This is a genomic window from Streptomyces sp. NPDC055632, assembly GCF_053618675.1.
In genome coordinates this window covers 13,613-33,043 of the sequence record NZ_JBSHHY010000021.1, presented here as the reverse complement: position 1 = coordinate 33,043, position 19,431 = coordinate 13,613, and the positions used below count along the sequence as shown (strand labels likewise).

General features: G+C 73.0%; 21 protein-coding genes and 1 tRNA gene. 12 read left to right on the top strand and 10 right to left on the bottom strand.

The window, feature by feature from the left end; genetic code table 11:
- Positions 1–9: 9 nt before the first annotated feature.
- Positions 10–1,092, bottom strand: coding sequence for an NADH-quinone oxidoreductase subunit B family protein (locus tag ACWGSR_RS24620; protein WP_376231978.1), 1,083 nt, complete (start codon positions 1,090–1,092; stop codon positions 10–12).
- On the bottom strand, positions 1,089–2,849 hold the full coding sequence (locus tag ACWGSR_RS24615) for an enoyl-CoA hydratase-related protein (protein WP_453569028.1): 1,761 nt from the start codon (positions 2,847–2,849) through the stop codon (positions 1,089–1,091). Before ACWGSR_RS24615 ends, ACWGSR_RS24620 begins: the two co-directional genes overlap by 4 nt.
- A gap of 363 nt (positions 2,850–3,212) precedes the next feature.
- Here ACWGSR_RS24615 and ACWGSR_RS24610 point away from each other — a divergent pair, with 363 nt between their 5' ends.
- Positions 3,213–3,506, top strand: coding sequence for a hypothetical protein (locus tag ACWGSR_RS24610; RefSeq protein WP_376231981.1), 294 nt, complete (start codon positions 3,213–3,215; stop codon positions 3,504–3,506).
- A 109-nt stretch (positions 3,507–3,615) separates the two neighbouring features.
- Positions 3,616–4,032: a VOC family protein gene (locus ACWGSR_RS24605; protein WP_376231982.1), complete on the top strand. Its 417-nt coding sequence runs from the start codon at positions 3,616–3,618 to the stop codon at positions 4,030–4,032.
- Between the two features lie 12 nt (positions 4,033–4,044).
- Here the strand turns inward: ACWGSR_RS24605 and ACWGSR_RS24600 are convergent, their stop codons facing one another.
- Complete coding sequence (locus ACWGSR_RS24600) at positions 4,045–4,791, bottom strand: phosphotransferase family protein (RefSeq protein ID WP_453569025.1); 747 nt, start codon at positions 4,789–4,791, stop codon at positions 4,045–4,047.
- Positions 4,792–5,306: 515 nt separating this feature from the next.
- On the opposite strand from ACWGSR_RS24600, the gene fusA reads away from it, so the two are divergent.
- Positions 5,307–7,313, top strand: coding sequence for an elongation factor G (gene fusA / locus ACWGSR_RS24595; RefSeq protein ID WP_453569023.1), 2,007 nt, complete (start codon positions 5,307–5,309; stop codon positions 7,311–7,313).
- Here the strand turns inward: fusA and ACWGSR_RS24590 are convergent.
- Positions 7,273–7,740, bottom strand: coding sequence for an ATP-binding protein (locus ACWGSR_RS24590; RefSeq protein WP_453569021.1), 468 nt, complete (start codon positions 7,738–7,740; stop codon positions 7,273–7,275). The two genes, fusA and ACWGSR_RS24590, sit on opposite strands and share 41 nt — an antisense overlap.
- Before the next feature lie 219 nt (positions 7,741–7,959).
- Here ACWGSR_RS24590 and ACWGSR_RS24585 point away from each other — a divergent pair, with 219 nt between their 5' ends.
- From ACWGSR_RS24585 to ACWGSR_RS24575, 3 genes are read left to right on the top strand one after another with little or no spacing between them, the layout of a single operon-like run.
- On the top strand, positions 7,960–8,757 hold the full coding sequence (locus ACWGSR_RS24585) for a helix-turn-helix domain-containing protein (RefSeq protein WP_453569019.1): 798 nt from the start codon (positions 7,960–7,962) through the stop codon (positions 8,755–8,757).
- Positions 8,754–8,993 carry a DUF397 domain-containing protein gene (locus ACWGSR_RS24580; protein WP_453569017.1) on the top strand — a complete coding sequence of 80 codons (240 nt, stop codon included), beginning with the start codon at positions 8,754–8,756 and terminating at the stop codon, positions 8,991–8,993. The genes ACWGSR_RS24585 and ACWGSR_RS24580 overlap by 4 nt, the downstream gene beginning before the upstream one ends.
- Positions 8,994–9,004: 11 nt before the next feature.
- Complete coding sequence (locus tag ACWGSR_RS24575) at positions 9,005–9,790, top strand: SDR family NAD(P)-dependent oxidoreductase (RefSeq protein ID WP_376231989.1); 786 nt, start codon at positions 9,005–9,007, stop codon at positions 9,788–9,790.
- Between the two features lie 13 nt (positions 9,791–9,803).
- On the opposite strand, the gene ACWGSR_RS24570 is transcribed toward ACWGSR_RS24575, so the two are convergent.
- Positions 9,804–10,520 carry a hypothetical protein gene (locus ACWGSR_RS24570; protein WP_453569015.1) on the bottom strand — a complete coding sequence of 239 codons (717 nt, stop codon included), beginning with the start codon at positions 10,518–10,520 and terminating at the stop codon, positions 9,804–9,806.
- 147 nt (positions 10,521–10,667) lie between these two features.
- On the opposite strand from ACWGSR_RS24570, the gene ACWGSR_RS24565 reads away from it, so the two are divergent.
- Positions 10,668–11,243 (top strand): CchlQ, encoded by a 576-nt coding sequence (locus ACWGSR_RS24565; RefSeq protein ID WP_453569013.1) that lies wholly within the window; start codon positions 10,668–10,670, stop codon positions 11,241–11,243.
- Here ACWGSR_RS24565 and ACWGSR_RS24560 read toward each other — a convergent pair.
- Positions 11,240–12,163, bottom strand: a complete 924-nt coding sequence (locus ACWGSR_RS24560; protein WP_453569011.1) for an NAD(P)-dependent oxidoreductase — start codon at positions 12,161–12,163, stop codon at positions 11,240–11,242. The two genes, ACWGSR_RS24565 and ACWGSR_RS24560, sit on opposite strands and share 4 nt — an antisense overlap.
- A 124-nt stretch (positions 12,164–12,287) precedes the next feature.
- Between ACWGSR_RS24560 and ACWGSR_RS24555 the strand changes: the two genes are divergently transcribed.
- The 3 genes from ACWGSR_RS24555 (at position 12,288) to ACWGSR_RS24545 (ending at position 14,283) form a co-directional block, all read left to right on the top strand.
- Positions 12,288–12,650: a winged helix-turn-helix transcriptional regulator gene (locus tag ACWGSR_RS24555; RefSeq protein WP_376231993.1), complete on the top strand. Its 363-nt coding sequence runs from the start codon at positions 12,288–12,290 to the stop codon at positions 12,648–12,650.
- A gap of 71 nt (positions 12,651–12,721) precedes the next feature.
- A complete protein-coding gene (locus ACWGSR_RS24550; protein ID WP_376231995.1) occupies positions 12,722–14,098 on the top strand; it encodes a hypothetical protein in 1,377 nt (458 codons plus the stop codon).
- Positions 14,099–14,210: 112 nt separating this feature from the next.
- Positions 14,211–14,283 (top strand) — tRNA-Ser (locus ACWGSR_RS24545).
- Between the two features lie 49 nt (positions 14,284–14,332).
- Here the strand turns inward: ACWGSR_RS24545 and msrB are convergent.
- The 4 genes from msrB to ACWGSR_RS24525 form a co-directional block, all read right to left on the bottom strand.
- Positions 14,333–14,740 carry a peptide-methionine (R)-S-oxide reductase MsrB gene (gene msrB / locus ACWGSR_RS24540; RefSeq protein ID WP_453569008.1) on the bottom strand — a complete coding sequence of 136 codons (408 nt, stop codon included), beginning with the start codon at positions 14,738–14,740 and terminating at the stop codon, positions 14,333–14,335.
- Between the two features lie 23 nt (positions 14,741–14,763).
- Positions 14,764–16,155, bottom strand: a complete 1,392-nt coding sequence (murC, locus tag ACWGSR_RS24535) for a UDP-N-acetylmuramate--L-alanine ligase (RefSeq protein WP_453569006.1) — start codon at positions 16,153–16,155, stop codon at positions 14,764–14,766.
- Positions 16,156–16,316: 161 nt separating this feature from the next.
- Complete coding sequence (locus ACWGSR_RS24530) at positions 16,317–16,787, bottom strand: indole-3-glycerol phosphate synthase (protein WP_366378395.1); 471 nt, start codon at positions 16,785–16,787, stop codon at positions 16,317–16,319.
- Positions 16,788–16,892: 105 nt separating this feature from the next.
- Positions 16,893–17,711 carry a pyrimidine reductase family protein gene (locus tag ACWGSR_RS24525; RefSeq protein WP_376231999.1) on the bottom strand — a complete coding sequence of 273 codons (819 nt, stop codon included), beginning with the start codon at positions 17,709–17,711 and terminating at the stop codon, positions 16,893–16,895.
- A gap of 36 nt (positions 17,712–17,747) precedes the next feature.
- On the opposite strand from ACWGSR_RS24525, the gene zapE reads away from it, so the two are divergent.
- Both zapE and ACWGSR_RS24515 read left to right on the top strand, forming a co-directional pair.
- The gene (gene zapE, locus ACWGSR_RS24520; protein WP_376232001.1) at positions 17,748–18,833 is read left to right on the top strand and encodes a cell division protein ZapE; all 1,086 of its coding nucleotides are present in this window, start codon (positions 17,748–17,750) and stop codon (positions 18,831–18,833) included.
- Between the two features lie 38 nt (positions 18,834–18,871).
- A complete protein-coding gene (locus ACWGSR_RS24515) occupies positions 18,872–19,297 on the top strand; it encodes an OsmC family protein (RefSeq protein WP_453569003.1) in 426 nt (141 codons plus the stop codon).
- Positions 19,298–19,431: the final 134 nt, after the last annotated feature.

Genomic DNA, 19,431 nt, shown 5'->3' with positions numbered 1-19,431 from the left:
GGCCCCGGGTCACCACGGCGGGCGGTAGCCGGTGGTGATGCTGTCGCCGGTGTGCCGCCACTTCGGCTCCTTGTCCACCGTCCTGGTGGTGATCGTCCGCAGCCGGCGGATCACGGAGCCGTACACGCCGCTGGCGGTGCTGGAGACCTTGCCTCCGGGCGGTTCGTCCATGAACGGCATGAACTTGTCCGGGAATCCGGGCATAGTGCAGGCGATGCAGATGCCGCCGACGTTGGGGCAGCCGCCGACGCCGTTCATCCAGCCGCGCTTGGGGACGTTGCACTTGACGACCGGCCCCCAGCAGCCCAGTTTGACCAGGCACTTGGGCGAGTCGTACGTCGTGGCGAACTGGCCCTGCTCGTAGTAGCCCCCGCGGTCGCACCCCTCGTGCACCGTCGCGCCGAACAGCCAGGACGGGCGGAGCTTGTCGTCCAACGGGATCATCGGCGCGGAGCCGACGGCCTGGTAGAGCAGGTAGGTGAGGGTCTCCGCGAAGTTGTCCGGCTGGATGGGGCAGCCGGGCACGCAGACGATCGGGATGCCGGCGTGGGACTTCCAGTCCCATCCGAGGTAGTCGGGCACGCCCATCGCGCCCGTCGGGTTGCCGGCCATGGCGTGGATGCCGCCGTAGGTGGCGCAGGTGCCGATCGCGACCACCGCGAGCGCCTTGGGCGCCAGCCGGTCGAGCCACTCGCTGGTGGTGATGGGCTGGCCGGTCTCCGGGTTGTCGCCGAACCCGGACCAGTACCCCTCCTGCTTGATGTCCTCGTTCGGGATCGAGCCCTCGACGACCAGCACGAACGGGTCGATCTCGCCCCGCTCCCCCTTGAAGAACCACTCGATGAACGTGTCGCTGCCGCCGACCGGACCGCACTCGAAGTCGATCAGGGGCCAGTGGACCGCGATCTTCGGCAGTCCGGGCAGCGCCGACAGGGCGATCTCCTCGATGCTGGGCTGCATGGCGGCGGTGAGGGCCACCGAGTCGCCGTCGCAGCTCAGGCCCGCGTTGATCCAGAGGATGTGGATCGGCTTCTCGTCGCTGCCGGGAGCGGCGTCCTGGCCCTCGGCCGGGGCCTGCGTGCTCGTGTTCATGCGTCGCCTCCTGGGGAGGGTGCGGCGGAGGCCGTCTCTCGGGCCCCGTGTACGGGTCCACGGTGGGCCCGGGCGGCCCGCCGCGCACCCGGGCCGTCCGGGGATCCCGCGGACGGCTCCTCCTTGCGGACGAACGCCCGGCGCAGGGCGTGGTAGGGCGCGGCGGGATCGTCGAAGATCGCCCGCATGCGGGAGAGTTCCTGCTCGCGGTGGGCGGCGAGGGGGGTCCGGGACTCCCGGCGCTCGTGTTCCGCCTTCTTCTCCGCCACGCGGGACGCGAGTCCGGGACCGGTCGCCCGGCGCAGGGCCAACCGGGTGATCTCGGCGGGGAACTCCTCCGGTCCGCACGCGACGACCCGGTCGACGAGCCCCATGCCGTGCGCGGCGGTCGCGGAGACGGGCCGGGCGTCCCGGACGAGGCGCTCGGCCAGGTCCGGGCCCACCCGGCGGGGCAGGGTGTGGGTCCAGTACTCCGACCCGTACAGGCCCATGCGCCGGTAGTGGGGGTTGAGGACGGAGCCCGACCGGCACCAGACCTCGTCGGCGGCGAGGGCGAGCATCACCCCGCCGGCGGCGGCGTTGCCGCCGACCGCGGCGACGACGAGCCGGTCGGTCGTGGTGAGGACCGCCTCGACCAGGTCGTTCATGGCGTTGATGTTGGCCCAGGACTCGGCGGCCGGGTCGGCCGCGGCCTCGATGACGTGGAGGTGGATGCCGTTGGAGAAGAAGTCGCGCTGCCCGCCGAGCACCAGGACGGAGGTGGGGCGCCCGAGGGCGGTCTCGTACGCCTTGAGCAGCCGGCGGCAGTGGTCGGTGCCCATCGCCCCGCCGGGGAAGGAGAACGACAGCACCCCGACGGGTCCCCGCTCCCGGTAGCGGATGTCGGACCAGGTGCGGCCCGCCGGGGGCGCGTGGACGGGCGCGGGCAGTTCGGGGAGGTCCGGCAGCAGGCCGGCCAGGGCGAGGACGGCGGGCAGCTTGCAGGCGCGCCGCTCGCCCGCGCCGGTACGGGCCCGCAGCTCGGGGATCCAGACGGCGCCGTCCGCCGTGGCCCGGCAGACCGCGCCGTTCCGGGTGGCGAGGAGGTCGCCGGGGCGGCCGCGCAGGCCGTCCTCCGCGTGGCCGCCGTGCAGGAACCACTCGGCCCCGAGCAGCTCGTCGCGGACGCCGGGCTGCGAGTCGGCGGCCCGCAGGGCGCGCAGGACCGTCTCCGTGCCGTCCTCGGCCCACGAGATCCGGCGCCGCTCCTGGCGGAAGGCGGGCCGGGCGCGGGCCGGTCCCGTCTGCGGGCGCGGCGCGGCCCCGGCGGCGAACCGCTCGACCGCGAGGTGGACGGCGGCCGCGGCCGCGTCGGACAGCTCGTTGCGGTACAGGTCGCTCTTGCCGGTCTCCGGGACGCGGAAGGCGGCGGTCGCCCACACGTCGCCCGCGTCCATCTCCTCGTCGGCCTGGAGGACGGTGACGCCCCACTCGGCCGCGCCCTCGTGGATCGCCCAGTCCAGGGAGGACGGGCCGCGGTCGCCGACCGGCCCCGGGTGCACGATCAGGCAGGGCAGGCGCGACCACACGTCCCGGGGCACGACGGCCCTGAGGAGGGGGGCGACGACCAGGTCGGGGGCGTGCCGTCCGACGGCGTCCCGCACGGCGGCCCCGTCGGGCGTGACCTCCACGGGGACGGAGTGGCCGCGGTCCCGCAGCTCGGCCCGGACCCGCTGGGTGAGGCTGTTGTAGCTGCTGGCGACGAGCAGGATGCGCATGGCGGCCCTTCCGGGGTGTGCGGGAAGCCGTCGCCCCCGGGTGCGGGGCGGCGCGCGGCCACGCAGATCGTCCGGCCCACCGGAGGGGGGCCGGTGGCGCCACGTCTCCCGCCTCACCCTTTCGGCACCTCTTTCCGGCCACTTGGCCCGCACGGGCCGGTGCGCGGGGGTCCGCCGTCCGTCGCCGCCGATGCGACGCGGCCGGGTCCCGGTGGGAGAATCGGGAGGTACCGACGGGTGCGCAGAAGTGCGCCCGACCGACGGACGGGCAGGTCTGCCATGGCCGGGAATCCGAAGTCGAGGAAGCCGTCGCACGGGAACCCCGATCGCGGCGGATCCGGGCACCACGGGTGGTCCCCCGACGTGGACGAGACCCGGCAGCAGGACAACCCCAGCGCCGAGCGCTCCTTCCACGCCGAAGAGCACGCGCCCGCGCGCGGCCGGGGGCGCAAGGTGTCGGAGGAGGAGCGGAAGGGCGTCCCCGGCGACACCGTCCGCAGCGACACCGGGCGCGGCGAGAAGAAGGGCCGCACGCCGGAGAAGGGCATGCGCGACACCGGCGCCAAGGGCCGGTCCGGGCGCCCCAGCGGTACGAAGGACGACTCCGCGTTCACCGGCGTCGACCCGGACCCGAAGACCGACGGCCGCCCGGGCTGACGCCGCCCGGCCCGCCGGACGCGCGGATTGTTGCGTGTCCGTGTCGAGAATTCTCACAGCGCCCGCTCCGGTTGACGCGGGTAGATCCACACGTATTACTTTTGGACCCATGCCGTCCATCGCACTCGTCACCCTCGTCGTCCGTGACTACGACGAGGCCATCGCCTTCTACACCGACGCCCTCGGGTTCGACCTCGTCGAGGACACCGACCGGGGCGGCGGCACCCGCTGGGTCGTCGTCCGTCCGCCCGGCGCGGCCGGGGTCGGCGGCCTCGGGAACGCGGGCCTGCTCCTCGCCCGCGCCAAGAACGACGCCGAGGAGGCCTCGGTCGGCAACCAGACCGGCGGCCGGGTCGGCTTCTTCCTGCACACCGAGGACTTCGCCCGCGACCACGCCCGCATGACGGCGGCCGGCGTGAAGTTCCTGGAGGAGCCGCGCCACGAGCCGTACGGCTCGGTCGCCGTCTTCGAGGACCTGTACGGCAACCGCTGGGACCTCCTCCAGCCGGCGGACGCGGCCGCGTAGGCCCGTTCGGCCTCACATCCGGGACCTCAGTACGTCGACCTCGCAGCCCGGCGCGAAGGGGTCGAAGCCGTGCTCGACCAGCCAGCGGACCGCCAGCAGGCTGCGCAAGGACCACCACGCGCGGATCGCGTCGAGGTCGACGTCGGTGCCGTAGCCGGCGAGGACGTCGTCGAGGTGCTCCTCGTGTCCGAGCGTGAAGGTGGCGAGGTCGTACAGGGCATCGCCCCGGCCCGCCTCGGACCAGTCGATGATGCCCGTCACCTCGTCGCCGTCGACGAAGACGTGCGCGATCTGCAGGTCGCCGTGCGTGAACGCCGGAGTCCACGGCCGAAGCGCGGCCTCGGCGACCCGGCGGTTGCGGGTGACCAGGTCGGCGGGCAGGAGGCCGTTCGCCACGAGCAGCTCGCACTCGGCGTCGAGTTCCGCCGCCAGCACGACGCTGCTCCGGCCGGCCCGGCCGGAGCGGGGCGGCGGCGGCGCGTCGTGCAGCCTGCGGATGGTGGCGCCCGCCGCGGCCCACGCCGCCGGCGACCCGGTCGACGGCCCGCCGAGGCGCCCGAGCGTCGCCCCCGGGAGCGCGGCGATCGCGAGCACGGACGGCTTGCGCCACAGGACCTCCGGGGTCGGGACCGGGGCGTGGGACATCGCCTCGACCTCGGCGTCGAGACGCGCCTGATCGGCGTCCACCTTCAGGAACACGTCGCCGACGCGCAGGGTCGCGCGCTCGGAATGGGCGACGACGACTTCGACCTCATCCATGGGCGGCCAGTATTCCTCGGTTCGGGCGGTGGCTCAGCCGCGACTCCCGTGGAAGCCGTTCCTCCCCCGCGGTCTCGTCGCCCCCACCCGCGCATCGCGGGAGCACCGTTGAGCGCCGGAGGGAACCTGCGAGGCGGTCAGGAAACAGCCGACTCGCTTGACCGGCTTGTCCGTTGCCCTTTCCGGCACTCGCGGCGCGTCTGCTCCCCGGTGCGGAAAACCGCTGTCGCACCGTACGCCCTGCTCCCTACACTCACGTCCCGGCGCACCGTTCGGTGGCGCCGCCAGACGTCCGTCCGAGGGGAGAAGACCGTGCGCAGCCACGCCGCCGTCGCCGTGTCCTCCTCCCGTGCCCGGTACGACGTGATCCTCGCCTCCTCGGCCGAGCGGTGGCGGCTGCGCGCCCGCCATCGCCGCCCGTGACGACCCCGTACGCCTTCCGCATCCGGTAGGCGCCCGTCGTCCGGGAATCGCGCTGCCCGTTCCACCACCGCAGCAGCGAAAGGCACGAGACCGTGCGCACCCCTGAGATCACCGCCGTCCGCAACCTCGGCATCCTGGCCCACGTCGACGCCGGCAAGACCACCGTCACCGAGCGGGTCCTGTACCTGACCGGGGCCGTCCACAAGCGGGGCGAGGTCCACGACGGCACCACCGTGACCGACTTCGACCCGCAGGAGCGGGACCGGGGCATCACGATCTTCGCGGCGGCCGTCAGCTGCGACTGGGCCGGCCACCGGATCAACCTGATCGACACGCCCGGCCACGTCGACTTCTCCGACGAGGTCGAGCGCTCGCTGCGCGTCCTCGACGGCGCGGTGGCGGTCTTCGACGCCGTCGCGGGCGTCGAGCCGCAGAGCGAGACGGTGTGGCGGCAGGCCGACCGGCACGGCGTCCCGCGCCTCGCGTTCGTCAACAAGCTGGACCGGGCGGGCGCGGACCTCGACGCCGCCGTGGAGTCCCTCCGCGACCGGCTCGGCACCGTACCGCTCCCCGTGCAGCTGCCGATCGGGCGCGAGGACGGCTTCACCGGCGTCGTGGACCTGCTCCGGATGCGGGCGTACGTGTGGGCCGACGGCGCCGACGCGTACACCGAGCGGGCCGTCCCCGACGACCTCCTCGACGAGGCCCGGCACCGCAGACGACGCCTGGAGGAGGCCGTGGCGGAGCTGCACACGGGCGCCTTCGAGGAGTTCCTCGCCCGCGAGGAGCTGGCCGAGGAGACCCTGCGGGGCGCGCTCCGCGACCTCACCCTCGCCGGGGAGGCCGTGGTCGTGCTGTGCGGCTCGGCCTACCGCAACCGGGGCATCGAGCCCCTGCTCGACGCCGTCGTCGCGTACCTCCCGGCCCCGTCGGACATGCCGCCCGTGCGCGGCGAGGTCCCGGCGGACCCGGAGGCGCCGTTCACCGCGCTCGCCTTCAAGGTGAACGCCACGGCCACCGGCCGCTTGACCTACGTCCGCGTCTACGCGGGCACGATCGGGAAGGGGGACACCGTGCTGGACGCCGTCGGCGGACGCACCGAGCGGATCGCCCGCATCCTGCGCGTGCAGGCGGACCGGGCGACGGAGGTCGGGTCGGCGCGCGCCGGTGACATCGTCGCCGTCGTCGGCCCGAAGTCCGCCCGCGCCGGGTCGACCCTGTGCGACCCGGCCGCCCCGGTCGTCCTCGAACCGCCCACGACGGCCGACCCGGTGGTCTCGGTCGCCGTCGAGGCCCGCCGCGCCACGGACACCGGCCGGCTCGCGACGGCCCTCGCCCGCCTGTCGGAGGAGGACCCGTCGCTCGTCGTCCGGTCCGACCCGGAGACGGGCCAGACCGTCCTGTCCGGCCTGGGCGAACTGCACCTGGAGGTCGCGGTGGAGAAGCTGCGCCGCGACCGGGGACTTGAGGTGACGGTCGGGCGCCCGCAGGTGGCGTACCGCGAGACGGTGGCGAAGGGCGTCACCGGCTTGCTCTACCGCCACGTCAAACAGGACGGCGGCGCGGGCCAGTTCGCCCACGTCGTCATCGACGTCGAACCGCTGGAGGGAGAGGAGGAGTTCGCGTTCCGGTCCACCGTCACGGGCGGTCGCGTCCCGCAGGAGTACGTCCGTGCGGTCGAGGCCGGCTGCCGGGACGCCCTCCTGGAGGGCCCGATCGGCGGCCACCCGGTGACGGGCGTCCGGGTCACGCTCGCGGACGGCGCCACGCATCCGAAGGACTCCTCGGAGATGGCGTTCCGCACGGCGGGCCGCTTCGCGCTCCGCGAGGCGCTCCGGGCGAGCACGATGACCCTCCTGGAGCCGGTGGCCGAGGTGACCGTCACCGTCCCGGCGGAGTCCGTCGGCGCGGTCCTCGGCGACCTCGCGGCCCGCCGGGGCCGGGTCACGGACCAGACGACCCGGGGCGGTACGGCGGTGGTGGCGGCGACGGTGCCGCTGGCCGAGCTGTTCGGCTACGCGTCCCGCCTGCGCGGCCGCACCCAGGGCCGGGGCACCTTCACGACCCGTCCGGCGGGGTACGAGCCGGCCCGGGGCTGAGGTCCAGCTCGGCCCGTACGGTCTTCCCGACCGGTACGCGGTCGAGCACGGCCCACCGCGAGGCCAGCGCCTCGACCAGCAGTAAGCCGCGCCCGCCCTCGTCGAGCGATCCCCGCGCGACGGGGGCGGGCCGCAGCTCGCCCCGGGTGTCGGACACCTCGACCCGGAGCCGTTGCCCGGGCGTGTACGAGAGCGTCAGCTCGCAGTCGCGCCCGGGCACCCGGCCGTGGGTGACGGCGTTGGCGGCGAGTTCGGCGACGAGCAGCGCGGCGGTCTCGGAGGTCTCGGAGCCGTACGGGACGCCCCAGCGGTCGAGCTGGAGCACGGCGAGCCGGCGGGCGAGCCGGGCGCCGCGCGGCGTCGAGCTGAAGCGCTGCGCGAACACACGTACGGTGACGGGCACTTCGCGGGTCACGGGGGAGGTCATGGGGCCAATGTGGCGTCGCGCGGGGAGGGTTGCCAGCTCAGAAACCCGTACGCTGCGACAGCGTACGGGTTCACACTCTGGACTGTATTGGTCACTAGCCGTGAGCATGGGTGCGTTCAGTACGAGTGCACGGGTGCGGGAGGTGGCCGGGTGACGGGCGGGTTTCCGGATGACGCGACGGACGGCGGGATCAGGGCTCCCAAGGGGAGCGAACCGGAGGTGTCGGAGAGTCTGAAGGCCTTCGGGGAAGTTCTCAAGGTCCTGCGCAAACGGGCGGGCCTCACGCAGGAGCAGTTCGCGCCGATGGTGGGGTACTCGGTGCCGATGGCCGCCTCGATCGAGCAGGGGCGGCGCCTGCCGTCGAAGACGTTCGTGGACCGCTCGGAGGAGGTGCTGGACGCGTTCGGGGTCGTCCGGGCGGCGGCCAAGCACCTGACGCGCAAGGCGGGACTGGCGCGGTGGTTCGAGAAGTGGGCGGAGCTGGAGGCCCTGGCGGTGACGCTGTACACCTTCGAGAGCCGGTTCGTCCCCGGTCTGCTCCAGACACCCGCGTACGCCCGGACGCTCTTCGAGGAGCAGATCCCGGCGATGGGTGACGACCAGATCGAGACCCACCTCGTCGCCCGCATGGAACGGACGAAGATCCTGACGGAGCGTCCGCACACGATCTACAGCTTCATCATCGAAGAGCACGCGCTGCGCCGCCAGGTGTGTGCCCCGGAAGCCATGCGCGAGCAGATCGACCACATTCTCGAACTCTGCGAGCGGCGCAACATCGACATCCAGGTCATGCCGCAGTCACGTGGGTACCACGCAGGTCTCGGCGGCCCCTTGTGCCTCCTGGAGACCCCGGAGAACGCGTGGCACGCCTACTCCGAAGGCCAGGAGACCGGCCACATGATCTCGGACCCCAAAGTGGTCAGCATCCTCCAACAGCGGTATGCCAGGATGCGGGCACAGGCTCTGTCCGTGGAGGACTCCGTGAGCCTGCTGCGGGAGATCCGAGGAGCACTATGAGCACCACAGAACTGGCCTGGTTCAAGAGCAGCTACAGCAGCGGCAGCGGCGACAACTGCATCGAAGTCGCTCTGTCCTGGAACAAGTCCAGCTACAGCAGCGGAAGCGGCGACGACTGCGTCGAGGTCGCCTCCTGCCCCTCCACCGTCCACGTCCGCGACTCCAAGAACGTCACCGGTCCGCAGCTCGCGCTCTCCCCCGCCGCCTGGACCGCGTTCCTGACCCGGCTGAGCTGAAGGACGTCACCATGAGCACGAACCCGGCCGACTACCTCTCCGGCCTCTTCTCTCTCGACGGGCGCACCGCCCTCGTCACGGGAGGCAGTTCCGGTATCGGCCGGGCCATCGCCGGGGCGCTGGCCCGCGCCGGGGCGAAGGTCGTGGTGCTCGCGCGCAAGGAGGCCGAGCTCGTCGCGACCGTGGACGAGCTGACGGCCGACGGCTGCCGGGCCGCCTGGGTGAGCGCGGACCTGAGCACCCGGGAGGGGATCAGGTCCGGGGCCGAGGAGGCGGCGGGCGTGTTCGGGGAGCCGGACATCCTGGTGAACTCGGCGGGGGTCAACCTCCGCCCGCCGCTGGGCGAGCTGGGCGAGGACGTCTGGGACACGACGATGACCGTGAACCTGGAGGCCCCCTTCCTGCTGGGTCAGCGGTTCGGGCCCGGGATGGCCGAGCGCGGCTTCGGGCGGATCATCCACGTGACCTCGCAGCAGGCGCACCGCGCGTTCGTGCAGAGCGGGGCGTACGGGGTGTCGAAGGGCGGTCTGGAGTCGCTGGCCCGTTCGCAGGCGGAGGCGTGGTCCCCGTACGGGGTCACGGCGAACACGCTCGTGCCCGGTTTCGTGATGACCCCGCTGAACGAGCGGCTCTCCTCCGACCCCGAGAAGGTCGCCGCGCTGGCGGCCCGCACGATGATCGGCCGCAACGGGCTCGCGGGGGACTTCGCGGGCGCGGCCGTCTTCCTGGCGAGCGCGGCCTCCGCGTACGTCACGGGGCACTCCCTCTTCGTGGACGGCGGTCTGTCCGTCCACTGAGCGGGGTCCGTCCTCAGTCGTCGGCCGGGCCCGCGACCAGCACGTCGGCGTCGGCCGGGTGCCGCACGTCCAGCGGGCGGTCGAAGGCGCTGAACGTGGTGGTGGTCCGGTACACGGGGCCCTCGTAGTCGACCTTGAGGATGTACGGCTCGCCCTCGGTGGCGACGTAGAAGGTGTAGGTGCCGCCCTCGTCCGCCTTGTCGGTCACGACCAGGGGGACGGCGGGGGTGTCGCCGACCTTGGTCCGTCCGCCCTTCACGGCGGTGCCGAAGGAGGCGAACTCGCGGGTGCAGGCGGTCGATTCGCCCCCGGCCTTCTTGTTGTCGACGGGGGTCTTGAGCCAGAGATCCGGCTTCCCCGGCCTGACCGTCCTCGGGCCGGACGCCTCCTTGTCGGGACCCTTGAGGGAGGCGCGGTCGACGCGGGCGTAGAGCGTGCCGCCGATCCGGATCTCTTCGTAGGTCCCGCTGTTGGTCCGGGTCACCCTGGACGCGCACCTGTCCTTGAGGTCGGTCGTCATGCGGCCGTCCTGACGGGCGCCGGTGACGTTCCCGGTGTGGGTCCAGTCGACGGTCACGGAGGTGAGCGCGTTCATCGTGTCGTTCGCGCGGTCGAGCAGCTCCCCGGCGGAGGGCTCCGGCGGGGCCGCGTCGTCCGAACAGCCGGCCAGGGCGGCACCCGTCACCACGCACAGCAGCGCGGCCGTCACAACGGTCGATGTCGTTCGCACGAGCCCCCCAGGAGAATACGAGCGGCTCAAGGTAGCAGCACGGTCGGGCCCGCAGGAGGTGCGCGGCGGGCATCGTCCTTCGGGCATGATCTGGAGGAGGGAGGCGGCGCGGGGGCGCCCTTCCGGAACGCCGACGGGGGGCACGGCATGGAGTGGGGAACGCTGGTCGCCACGCTGGGCGGTGGTCTGATCGCGATGGCGGGCACGGTCCTCGCCGACCGCCTGCGCACCGGGCAGGAGCACCGGCGCGGTCTTCAGGAGCGCCGCCGGGACGTCTACACGGAGTTCATCGCGGCGGCGGGCGCGGCCCACACCGAGCTGCGCCGGCTGGCGCAGCTCGGTGCCGGGGCGGACGGCGCCGGAGGGGACGGCCTGGAGGAGGCGAGCCGGTCGGCGCTGACGGACGCCCGGGTCTACGAGGTGCGCGAACGCCTCTTCCTCGACGGCAGTGCCGGGGTCACGGGGGCGGGCCAGACCATGTTCGAGCACCTGCGTGCCCTGCGGAGGGCGGTCGCCGGGGGCGCCGGGATCTCGGACCCCGCCTTCCACGACGTCTACCACCCCTACCTGGAGGCCGTCTGGGCCTACCGCGAGGCCGTCCGCGACGAGCTGGAGGGCCCCGCCCTCGCCCCGGCCGACTTCGGCTGGTCCGCGTGGGACGGCCGCGAGCGCTGCCCGCACTGCGCGGGGCGTACGGATCAGGCCGGTCGCCCGAGGCTTTAGTCCGGTCGCCTGAGGCTCTCGTAGACGCGGGCGAAACCCTCCGCCCCGTGGCCCGCGTCGATCTGACGCCGGATCAGTCCCTGGACCATGGCGACCGCATCGGTGCCGACGCCCTGGGCGGAGCCGGCCGCCAGGATGTCGCCGAGGTCGGAGAACTCCAGGCTCTGCTGTCCCTCCACGGTGTAGTCCCCGCCGTCGATCACCTCGGCGTACTCCTGGAAGGTGCCGGTCATCGCGGTCAGCCAGGGCGCGGCCCTGGAGGCGAACTCGCGCGCCGACACCCCGGCCGGCGCGACCATGGCGGCGCCCTGCATGAACCCGGCGAACATGACGTACATGCCCGCGAGCAGGGCGAGGTCGTACAGGGAGGCGAGGCCGGCGTCCTCACCGAAGTGGTCGCCGGTCCCCCACAGGTCGAGCAGCGCCTCGTACCGCTGGAAGACCTCGGCCGATCCGCTGTAGAGGACCGAGGAGCCGGGCCCGCCGATCATCTGCGGCACGGCCATGATCCCGCCGTCCAGGTAGGCGATTCCGGCCCGGTCGGCCCAGGCGGCCAGCTCGCGCGACTGCTCGGGGGACGTCGTGGTCACGTTGACCAGGGCCCGCCCGGCCAGGTCGCCGGAGAGCGGATCGAGCACCTCGTGGACCGACGCGTGGTCGAGGAGGCAGACGACCACCAGCTCTGCGGCCCGGACCGCGTCGCCGGCCGTGTCGGCGGCCCGCGCGCCGAGGGCGACGAGGCCGTCGGCCTTCCCCGGTGACCGGTTCCAGACCGTCGTCGTGTGTCCGGCCTTCACCAGGGCGGTCGCGAGCGCACCGCCCATCGCTCCCAGGCCGAGCACGCTCACCCGGACGCTGCCGCTGCCATTGCCATTGCCATTGCCGTTGCCGTTGCCGTTGCCGTTGCCGTCGGTGGTCATCTTCGGTGCTCCCTCTCGTGTTCCTCGTTCGCCTTCGATCCTCTGCGCCGCCGGTAGGGTTGACCAGTACGGACTAATTAGTGGGGTACTTACCCCGAGGTAAGTACGGCGCGAGGGAGGGCTGATGGCGGCATCGGCACGGCGCGGTCCCTACTCCTGCGGGATCGACGCGGCGATGGACGTGGTCACCGGCAAGTGGAAGTCGCTGATCCTCTGGGAGCTGGACCACCACGGGGTCCGCCGCTTCACCGAGCTCCGGCGCGGCCTGCCGGGCGTCAGCGAGAAGATGCTGGTCCAGCACCTGCGGGAGATGGAGGAGGACGGACTCGTGCACCGCGAGGTGTACCCCGAGGTGCCGCCGAAGGTGGAGTACTCCCTGACGGAGCACGGCGTCTCGCTCAACGCCGCCCTGGCCTCCCTCGGCCGGTGGGGCACCGAGCGGATGCGGCGGATCGGCGCGGAGAAGGTCCCCGTCGACGCCGGGTAGGCCCCGGCGGCGGAAGCGTGGTCCCCCTTATTCGGTGGAGCCGCCGCGGCGCTGCTGACAGGGTGAGCCGCATGCCGTCGCACCCCGCCGAGGAGCAGTTGCGTCATCTGCACGCCTCGCTCCGGCTCCGCAAGCGCCCCGAGGACATCGCCCATCTGGTCCAGGAACTGTTCACCGCCCGGCGGGTCACGCCCGATCCCGCGACCGCGGACGCTCTGGAGAAGGCCGCCGCGCACGCGCTGAGCAGGGTGTGGCACGGATACACCTCCATGCTGGAGGACTTCGCCCGTCCCGTCGGCGCCCGGCGCCAACTCGGCCGCGCCGCGGCCCTCTTCCCCTCGCTGCCCCCGCTCCCCGGGGACGCCGGCGACGATCCCGCCCGGATCGAGGCCGTGATCCGGCGGGCCGGCGAGGAGATATGCCGGGAGTACGGGGAGAACGACTTCGGCATGGACCGGCTGAACCGGGCGGAGCGCGCCGAGGCCGGAATCGGCGAGCTGTCCAAGCGGCAGTACAACAAGCGCTTCCGGCTGCTGCGGCGGATGGAGGCCAAGCTGGCCCGGCTCCTCCACGAGCAGCGCCGTCGCGAGGTCGTCGTCACCGGCAAGGGCGCGCTCGCGCACACCCTGTCGTACGAGGAGTTCGCGGGCGATCCGGACACGGCCGCCTTCGTCGCCTACCTCACGGCCCGCGGGTACATGCGCAGCGTCTTCACGAACGGCCGGCAGCGCAGGCCGTACGACGAGGTGGCGGACGCGCTGTTCCAGCGGCTGCGGGCGGCGGAGGAGCGGACGAACTGGTACGCGGTGGCGCACGTGCACCCCGTCCCCGAGGTCCTCGGGCACCTGTCGGACGACGAGCTCGTCCGGCTCCTGGTCCGCTGGAACCGTTTCCTGCGCGAGGTGGCCGAACTCCTCGAAGACGCGTGGAACCGCTCGTCCTCCATCGAGCCCGCGAGCATGGTCGTGCGCCCGGGGCACGACTCCTCGACGTGGAACCAGGCGGCCCAGGCCTGGAGCACCGCGCGGGCCCACTGGTTCGCCCTGATGACGGAGCTGGGGCAGGAGGAGGTCCTGGAGCGGGTGTGCCCGGGGAAGGTGCCGCGGCTGATGGCGGCGGACGTGGCGTACTGGCACCGCAGGAGCGGCGGGGGCCTGCACCCCGACACGTACGTGTGGGCGGATCTGCCGCGGCCCTGGCAGGTCCTCCGGGGCGAGGAGGAGTGCCCGCGCTCGCTGGTCGAGACGGTCTGCGCGCGGTACGGCGTGGATCCGGTGGCGGGCGGCTGGACGGCGCCCCGGCCGGTGGCGGAGCCCGCCCCGTTCCGCCGTACACCGGAACTCGTCCACGGCGTGGCCGTCGCCGACCCGCTGATGGCGAGCGCCCTGCGGTCGGCCGGGGTCTTCTCGGGCAAGGGCCAGCGGGCCGCGGCGGCCGAATGGCTGTGACGGGCCGACCGGGGGTGGTCGCGACGATCGGACCGGCAGCGGTGGCCGGGCCGGTCGCGGTGGCGTTAATCGTTTGCCCCGATCGTCCGTCCGGACGGATGATCGGGGCGGCGGCGAGGAAGCTCTGTGGAGGAGCGCCCGGCTCGATCTCCGGGTGGACGCAGGTTCGAATCCTGTCCTTGCCGCCGCTTCTCTTGTCCGGCCTCGCGGCGGGCCCCTCCGCCGGTGCCGGGCTCAGCCCTCCGCCGGCTCCAGCCGCAGCGAGATCGAGTTGATGCAGTACCGCTGGTCCGTCGGGGTCGGGTAGCCCTCGCCCTCGAAGACGTGGCCCAGGTGGGAGCCGCAGCGGGAGCAGCGGACCTCGGTGCGGACCATGCCGTGGGAGCGGTCCTCGATCAGCTCGACCGCGTCGGAGTCCTTCGGGTCGTAGAAGGACGGCCAGCCGCAGTGCGACGAGAACTTCTCGTTCGAGGTGAACAGCTCCGCGCCGCACGCCCGGCAGGAGTAGACGCCCTTGGTGGTGGTGTCGGTGTACTCACCGCGGAAGGCGGGCTCGGTGCCCGCCTGGCGCAGCACCTGGTACTCCGCCGGGCTCAGCTCCGCACGCCACTGCTCGTCCGGCTTCTCGACGTCGTACGCCATGGGCTCGCTCCCTCTGCTCCGCACTACTTCGACAGGTGGTCCAGGATGCGCGGGCCGAGGTCCGTGACGTCGCCCGCCCCCATGGTGAGAACGAGATCGCCGGGTCCGGCCATTCCCTCGACGATCTCGGGCACGGCACCCTTGTTGTGGACGGGCGTCACGTCGGCGCCGGCCTTCCGCGCGGCCTCGACGATCAGCTCGCTGGTGACCCCCGGGATCGGGTCCTCGCGGGCCGGGTAGATGTCGAGGACGACGGAGGCGTCCGCGAGGGCCAGCGCGTCGCCCATCTCCTCGCCCAGCTCCTGGGTCCGGGAGAACAGGTGCGGCTGGAAGACCACGAGGAGCCGGGAGTCGCCGGCGGCGCCCCGCATGGCCTCCAGGTCGGCGGTCATCTCGGTGGGGTGGTGCGCGTACGAGTCGATGACCTGCACGCCCCTCGCCTCGCCCTTGAGCTGGAGGCGGCGGCCGACGCCCGTGTAGGCGGTGAGGGCCTGGGCGAGCTCCGCCGGGTCGATGCCGACGCGGGCGCCGGCGGCGAGCGCGGCGGCGGCGTTGTGGGCGTAGTGACGGCCCGGGACCGAGACGGTGAAGGTGTGCTCGGCGCCGTCGAGAGCGACGGTCACCTCGCTCTTCATGCCGTTCGGGACGATCTTCAGGATGCGCGCGTCGGAGTCCTCGGACTCGCCGACCGTGACGATCTCCAGGCCCTCGCGGTCCGCGACCCGGCGGGCCAGCTCGCGGGCGCCCGCGTGCTCGCCGACGACCAGGGTGCCGCCGGGGCGGATCTTGGCGGTGAAGGCCTCGAAGGACTCGTAGATCTCGTCCAGGGAGGCGTAGTTCGCGTGGTGGTCCAGCTCGACGTTGAGGACGATCGCGACCTCGGGGTCGTACTTCTGGAAGCTGCGGTCGCTCTCGTCGGCCTCGGCGACGAAGACCTCGCCGTCGCCGTGCAGCGCGTTGGTGCCGGGGCCCGCCAGGTCGCCGCCGATGGCGTACGAGGGGTCGAGGCCGAGGTGGGTGAGGGCGACGGCCAGCATGGAGGTGGTCGTCGTCTTGCCGTGCGTACCGGCGACCGCGATCGCGCGCAGGCCGTCCATGAGGGAGGCGAGCGCGTCGGAGCGGTGCACGACCGGGATGCCGAGCTCGGCGGCGCGGGCCAGCTCGGGGTTGTCGGCGCGGATGGCGCTGGAGACGACGACGGCGGAGGCGTCGTCGGCCAGGTGCTCGGTGGCGTGGCCGATGTGCACGGTGACCCCGAGGGCGCGCAGGGCCTCGGCGGTCGCGGACTCCTTGGCGTCGCTGCCGGCGACCTTGGCGCCGCGCTGGGCCAGGATCTTGGCGATGCCCGACATCCCGGCACCGCCGATGCCGATGAAGTGCGGCCGTTCCATGGCGGCGGGAATGGCGGGTGCCATGTGGATCTCTCCCCGGGTACGTCTCGTGAGTGTGCGGTGCGATCGCATCTGCGATCGCAGCTGGTGGCTCCAGCCTAGTGGTTTCCCTCCCGCCCGCCCGGCAGGGCACAGCCGGGCCCGCGCCCCCTGCACGGAGCGCGGGCCGGGCCGTCACCGCCCGGTCACTCGCTGTGCGCGAAGAGCTTGAGCACCGGGACGCCCACCTTGTGGCGGGCCCGGGAGGCCCAGTCCCGGTGGAAGAACTCCTCCACGTAGTGCGGCGCGGTGAGGACGATCACCTCGTCCGCCCCCGCCTCGTCGACGACCGCCCTCATCCGGTCGAGCGGGTGGTCCTCGACGACCTGGCCGACCGCCTCGCAGCCGGCGTCCCTCAGGGCCTGGAGCGAGTGCTCCAGGGCCTGTTCGGCGGGGGGCCGGGCCTCCCTGCCCTCCGGCTCCTCGCCCTCGCGGGCCGCTTCCTTCAGTTCGCCCATGGCGACGTCGTCGATGGCACGCAGCAGTACATCGGCCTGGTCACCGCGCGGCTGCATCAGAACGATGAAGGACACGCCCTCGTCGCCGTGCAGCGTGGTGACGAATTCCACGTCCACGGACGTCAGCGGCTTCTCGATCATCAGAACGCTTGTGAACACCTCGGGAGCCCTTCTGCGGAAACCATCCTTCCCCGTGTTCGCACGGGGTCTGCGACAGTAAGTGTGCCCAGCCGACGGTAAGCGGAACGGCGAATTCCGCTTTTCTCAGGACCGAAGGTAGCGGGTGAAGAGGAAGCCGTCCCGCTCCAGGACGGAAGCCACCTGGAAGCGTGTCGGGACGGCCACCGGGGGGCCTCCGGCGATCCGCTGGGCGTCCCCCGCCGTCATGGTCGGCGAGATCGTCAGGCACAGCTCGTCCAGGACCCCCGCCGCCACGAACTGGCCGAGCAGCCTCGGCCCGCCCTCGGTGAGCTGGCGCCGCAGGCCGCGCTCCGTCAGCGCCGCCAGGGCGCGGGCGGGGTCCACCCGGGCCCCGTCGCCCGCGAACAGCACCTCCGCCCCCGCCTCCCGGGCCGCCCTGACCCGCTCGGCCGGCGCCCCGCTCCCGGTCAGGACCAGGGTCGGCACCAGCGGCGCGGTGAAGAGCGGAAGCGAGAAGTCCAGGTCGAGGGAGCCGGTGACCACGGCGATCACGGGGGCCGGGCCCTGCCCGGCGGCGGCCCGGCGCTCCGCGAAGGCCTCCCGCGCCCGGGCGGGGCGGTACCCCTCCAGGCGTACGGTCTCCGCGCCCACCACGATCACGTCGGCGAGCCCGCGCAGGGTCCCGAAGATCCTCATGTCGGTGTCGGAGGAGAGCGGCTGGGAGCGCCCCTCGTGCTGGCCGGCGCCGTCGAGCGAGGAGACCATGTTGGCCCGCAGCCAGGGGCCGTCGCCCTCCGGGTAGGCGTAGGCGTCGGCGAGCGCGTCGAGGGACCAGCCCCCGTCCCCCGCCCCGGCCTCGTGGGCCGGTCCGGCGGGTGCGGTCGGCGCGGTCGGCGCGGCCGGCCCGGCTGTCATGTCCGTCACAGGAAACAGGCGTCGCATCCAGGCAGTCTGACATGGCGCTTACAGTGGGGAACTGTGTCGACCCGTGCCCTCACCGAAGCCGTCTCCTCCGCAGCGGCCCCGCTCTCGCTCTGCTCCCGAGAGCCCCACGTCCCCGCCGAGCGCCTCGTGGCGGAGATGGTGCCGCCGCCGCGCTTCGACTCCGTGCGCTTCGACACGTACATCCCGGACCCGAACCAGCCCAGCCAGACGCAGGCCGTCGAGGTCCTGAGCGCCTTCGCCGAGGGCCTGGGCGGGGCGCACGCCTCCGGCGCCGGGAAGCGCCGCTGGTTCGCGAAGAAGCCCGCCGCCCCCACCGGGCCGCGCGGGGTCTACCTGGACGGCGGGTACGGCGTCGGCAAGACCCACCTGCTCGCCTCGCTCTGGCACGCGACCCCCGCCGACCCCGCCCTGAAGGCCTTCGGCACCTTCGTGGAGCTGACCAACCTGGTCGGCGCGCTCGGCTTCCAGCAGACCGTGAAGACGCTGAGCGGGCACCGGCTCCTCTGCATCGACGAGTTCGAGCTCGACGACCCGGGCGACACCGTCCTCGTCTCCAGCCTCCTCGGCAAGCTGGTCGAGGCGGGCGTGGCGCTCGCCGCCACCTCCAACACGCTCCCCGGCAAGCTCGGCGAGGGCCGCTTCGCCGCCGCCGACTTCCTCCGCGAGATCCAGGGCCTCTCCGCCCACTTCCGGCCGCTGCGGATCGACGGCGAGGACTACCGCCACCGCGGCCTGCCCGAGGCCCCCGCGCCGCACTCCGACCAGACCGTCACGGAGACCGCGTACGCCACGCCGGGCGCCTCCCTGGACGACTTCCCGAACCTGCTCGAACACCTGGCCAGGGTGCACCCGAGCCGGTACGGCGCCCTGACCGACGACCTCACCGCCGTCTGCCTCACCGACGTGCGGCCCGTGCCCGACCAGTCGACCGCGCTGCGGCTCGTCGTCCTGGCCGACCGGCTGTACGACCGCGAGATACCGGTGCTCGCCTCCGGCCTGCCCTTCGACCGCCTGTTCAGCGAGGAGATGCTGAACGGCGGGTACCGCAAGAAGTACTTCCGGGCGATCTCGCGGCTCACCGCGCTCGCCCGCGACGCGAAGGGGCTCGTCGCGCAGTAGCTTGGGGGCCGTACCCGATCGATCGAAAGGGATCCACCATGGCCACCGTGCGTCACGCCCACACCGTCTGGGAGGGCAACCTCATCCAGGGCTCCGGCGTCGTCTCCCTCGACTCCTCCGGCGTCGGACAGTTCGACGTCTCCTGGCCCGCCCGGTCGGAGCAGCCGAACGGCAAGACCAGCCCCGAGGAGCTGATCGCGGCCGCGCACTCCTCCTGCTTCTCGATGGCCCTCTCCCACGGACTGGCCGGCGCGGGCACCCCGCCCGCCCGTCTGGAGACCAAGGCCGACGTCACCTTCCAGCCGGGCGAGGGCATCACCGGCATCCACCTGACCGTGCGCGGTGACGTCCCCGGCCTGGACGAGGACAGTTTCCGGGCGGCGGCCGAGGACGCGAAGAAGAACTGCCCGGTCAGCCAGGCGCTGTCGGGCACGAACATCACCCTCACCGCCGAACTGGGCTGATTTCGCGCCTGACTTCCGGTCAGGAACCGCGCCACACGCGGCAGTTGCGGCCCGCATGGTTCACGCGCCACCGGAGTGCGTGATACACACGTGCGGGTCGCACGTCACACAGGCAACACGTGACACGACGGAGC

Excerpts from the sequence above, each read along its gene's own strand:
- ACWGSR_RS24525 (WP_376231999.1), bottom strand. The coding sequence starts at position 17,711 with ATGCGACGCCTGTTTCCTGTGACGGACATGACAGCCGGGCCGGCCGCG.
- ACWGSR_RS24620 (WP_376231978.1), bottom strand. The coding sequence starts at position 1,092 with ATGAACACGAGCACGCAGGCCCCGGCCGAGGGCCAGGACGCCGCTCCC.
- ACWGSR_RS24575 (WP_376231989.1), top strand. The coding sequence starts at position 9,005 with ATGAGCACGAACCCGGCCGACTACCTCTCCGGCCTCTTCTCTCTCGAC.
- ACWGSR_RS24600 (WP_453569025.1), bottom strand. The coding sequence starts at position 4,791 with ATGGATGAGGTCGAAGTCGTCGTCGCCCATTCCGAGCGCGCGACCCTG.
- ACWGSR_RS24590 (WP_453569021.1), bottom strand. The coding sequence starts at position 7,740 with ATGACCTCCCCCGTGACCCGCGAAGTGCCCGTCACCGTACGTGTGTTC.
- murC (WP_453569006.1), bottom strand. The coding sequence starts at position 16,155 with ATGGCACCCGCCATTCCCGCCGCCATGGAACGGCCGCACTTCATCGGC.
- ACWGSR_RS24580 (WP_453569017.1), top strand. The coding sequence starts at position 8,754 with ATGAGCACCACAGAACTGGCCTGGTTCAAGAGCAGCTACAGCAGCGGC.
- ACWGSR_RS24565 (WP_453569013.1), top strand. The coding sequence starts at position 10,668 with ATGGAGTGGGGAACGCTGGTCGCCACGCTGGGCGGTGGTCTGATCGCG.
- ACWGSR_RS24515 (WP_453569003.1), top strand. The coding sequence starts at position 18,872 with ATGGCCACCGTGCGTCACGCCCACACCGTCTGGGAGGGCAACCTCATC.
- msrB (WP_453569008.1), bottom strand. The coding sequence starts at position 14,740 with ATGGCGTACGACGTCGAGAAGCCGGACGAGCAGTGGCGTGCGGAGCTG.
- ACWGSR_RS24550 (WP_376231995.1), top strand. The coding sequence starts at position 12,722 with ATGCCGTCGCACCCCGCCGAGGAGCAGTTGCGTCATCTGCACGCCTCG.
- ACWGSR_RS24560 (WP_453569011.1), bottom strand. The coding sequence starts at position 12,163 with ATGACCACCGACGGCAACGGCAACGGCAACGGCAACGGCAATGGCAAT.
- ACWGSR_RS24605 (WP_376231982.1), top strand. The coding sequence starts at position 3,616 with ATGCCGTCCATCGCACTCGTCACCCTCGTCGTCCGTGACTACGACGAG.
- ACWGSR_RS24615 (WP_453569028.1), bottom strand. The coding sequence starts at position 2,849 with ATGCGCATCCTGCTCGTCGCCAGCAGCTACAACAGCCTCACCCAGCGG.
- ACWGSR_RS24555 (WP_376231993.1), top strand. The coding sequence starts at position 12,288 with ATGGCGGCATCGGCACGGCGCGGTCCCTACTCCTGCGGGATCGACGCG.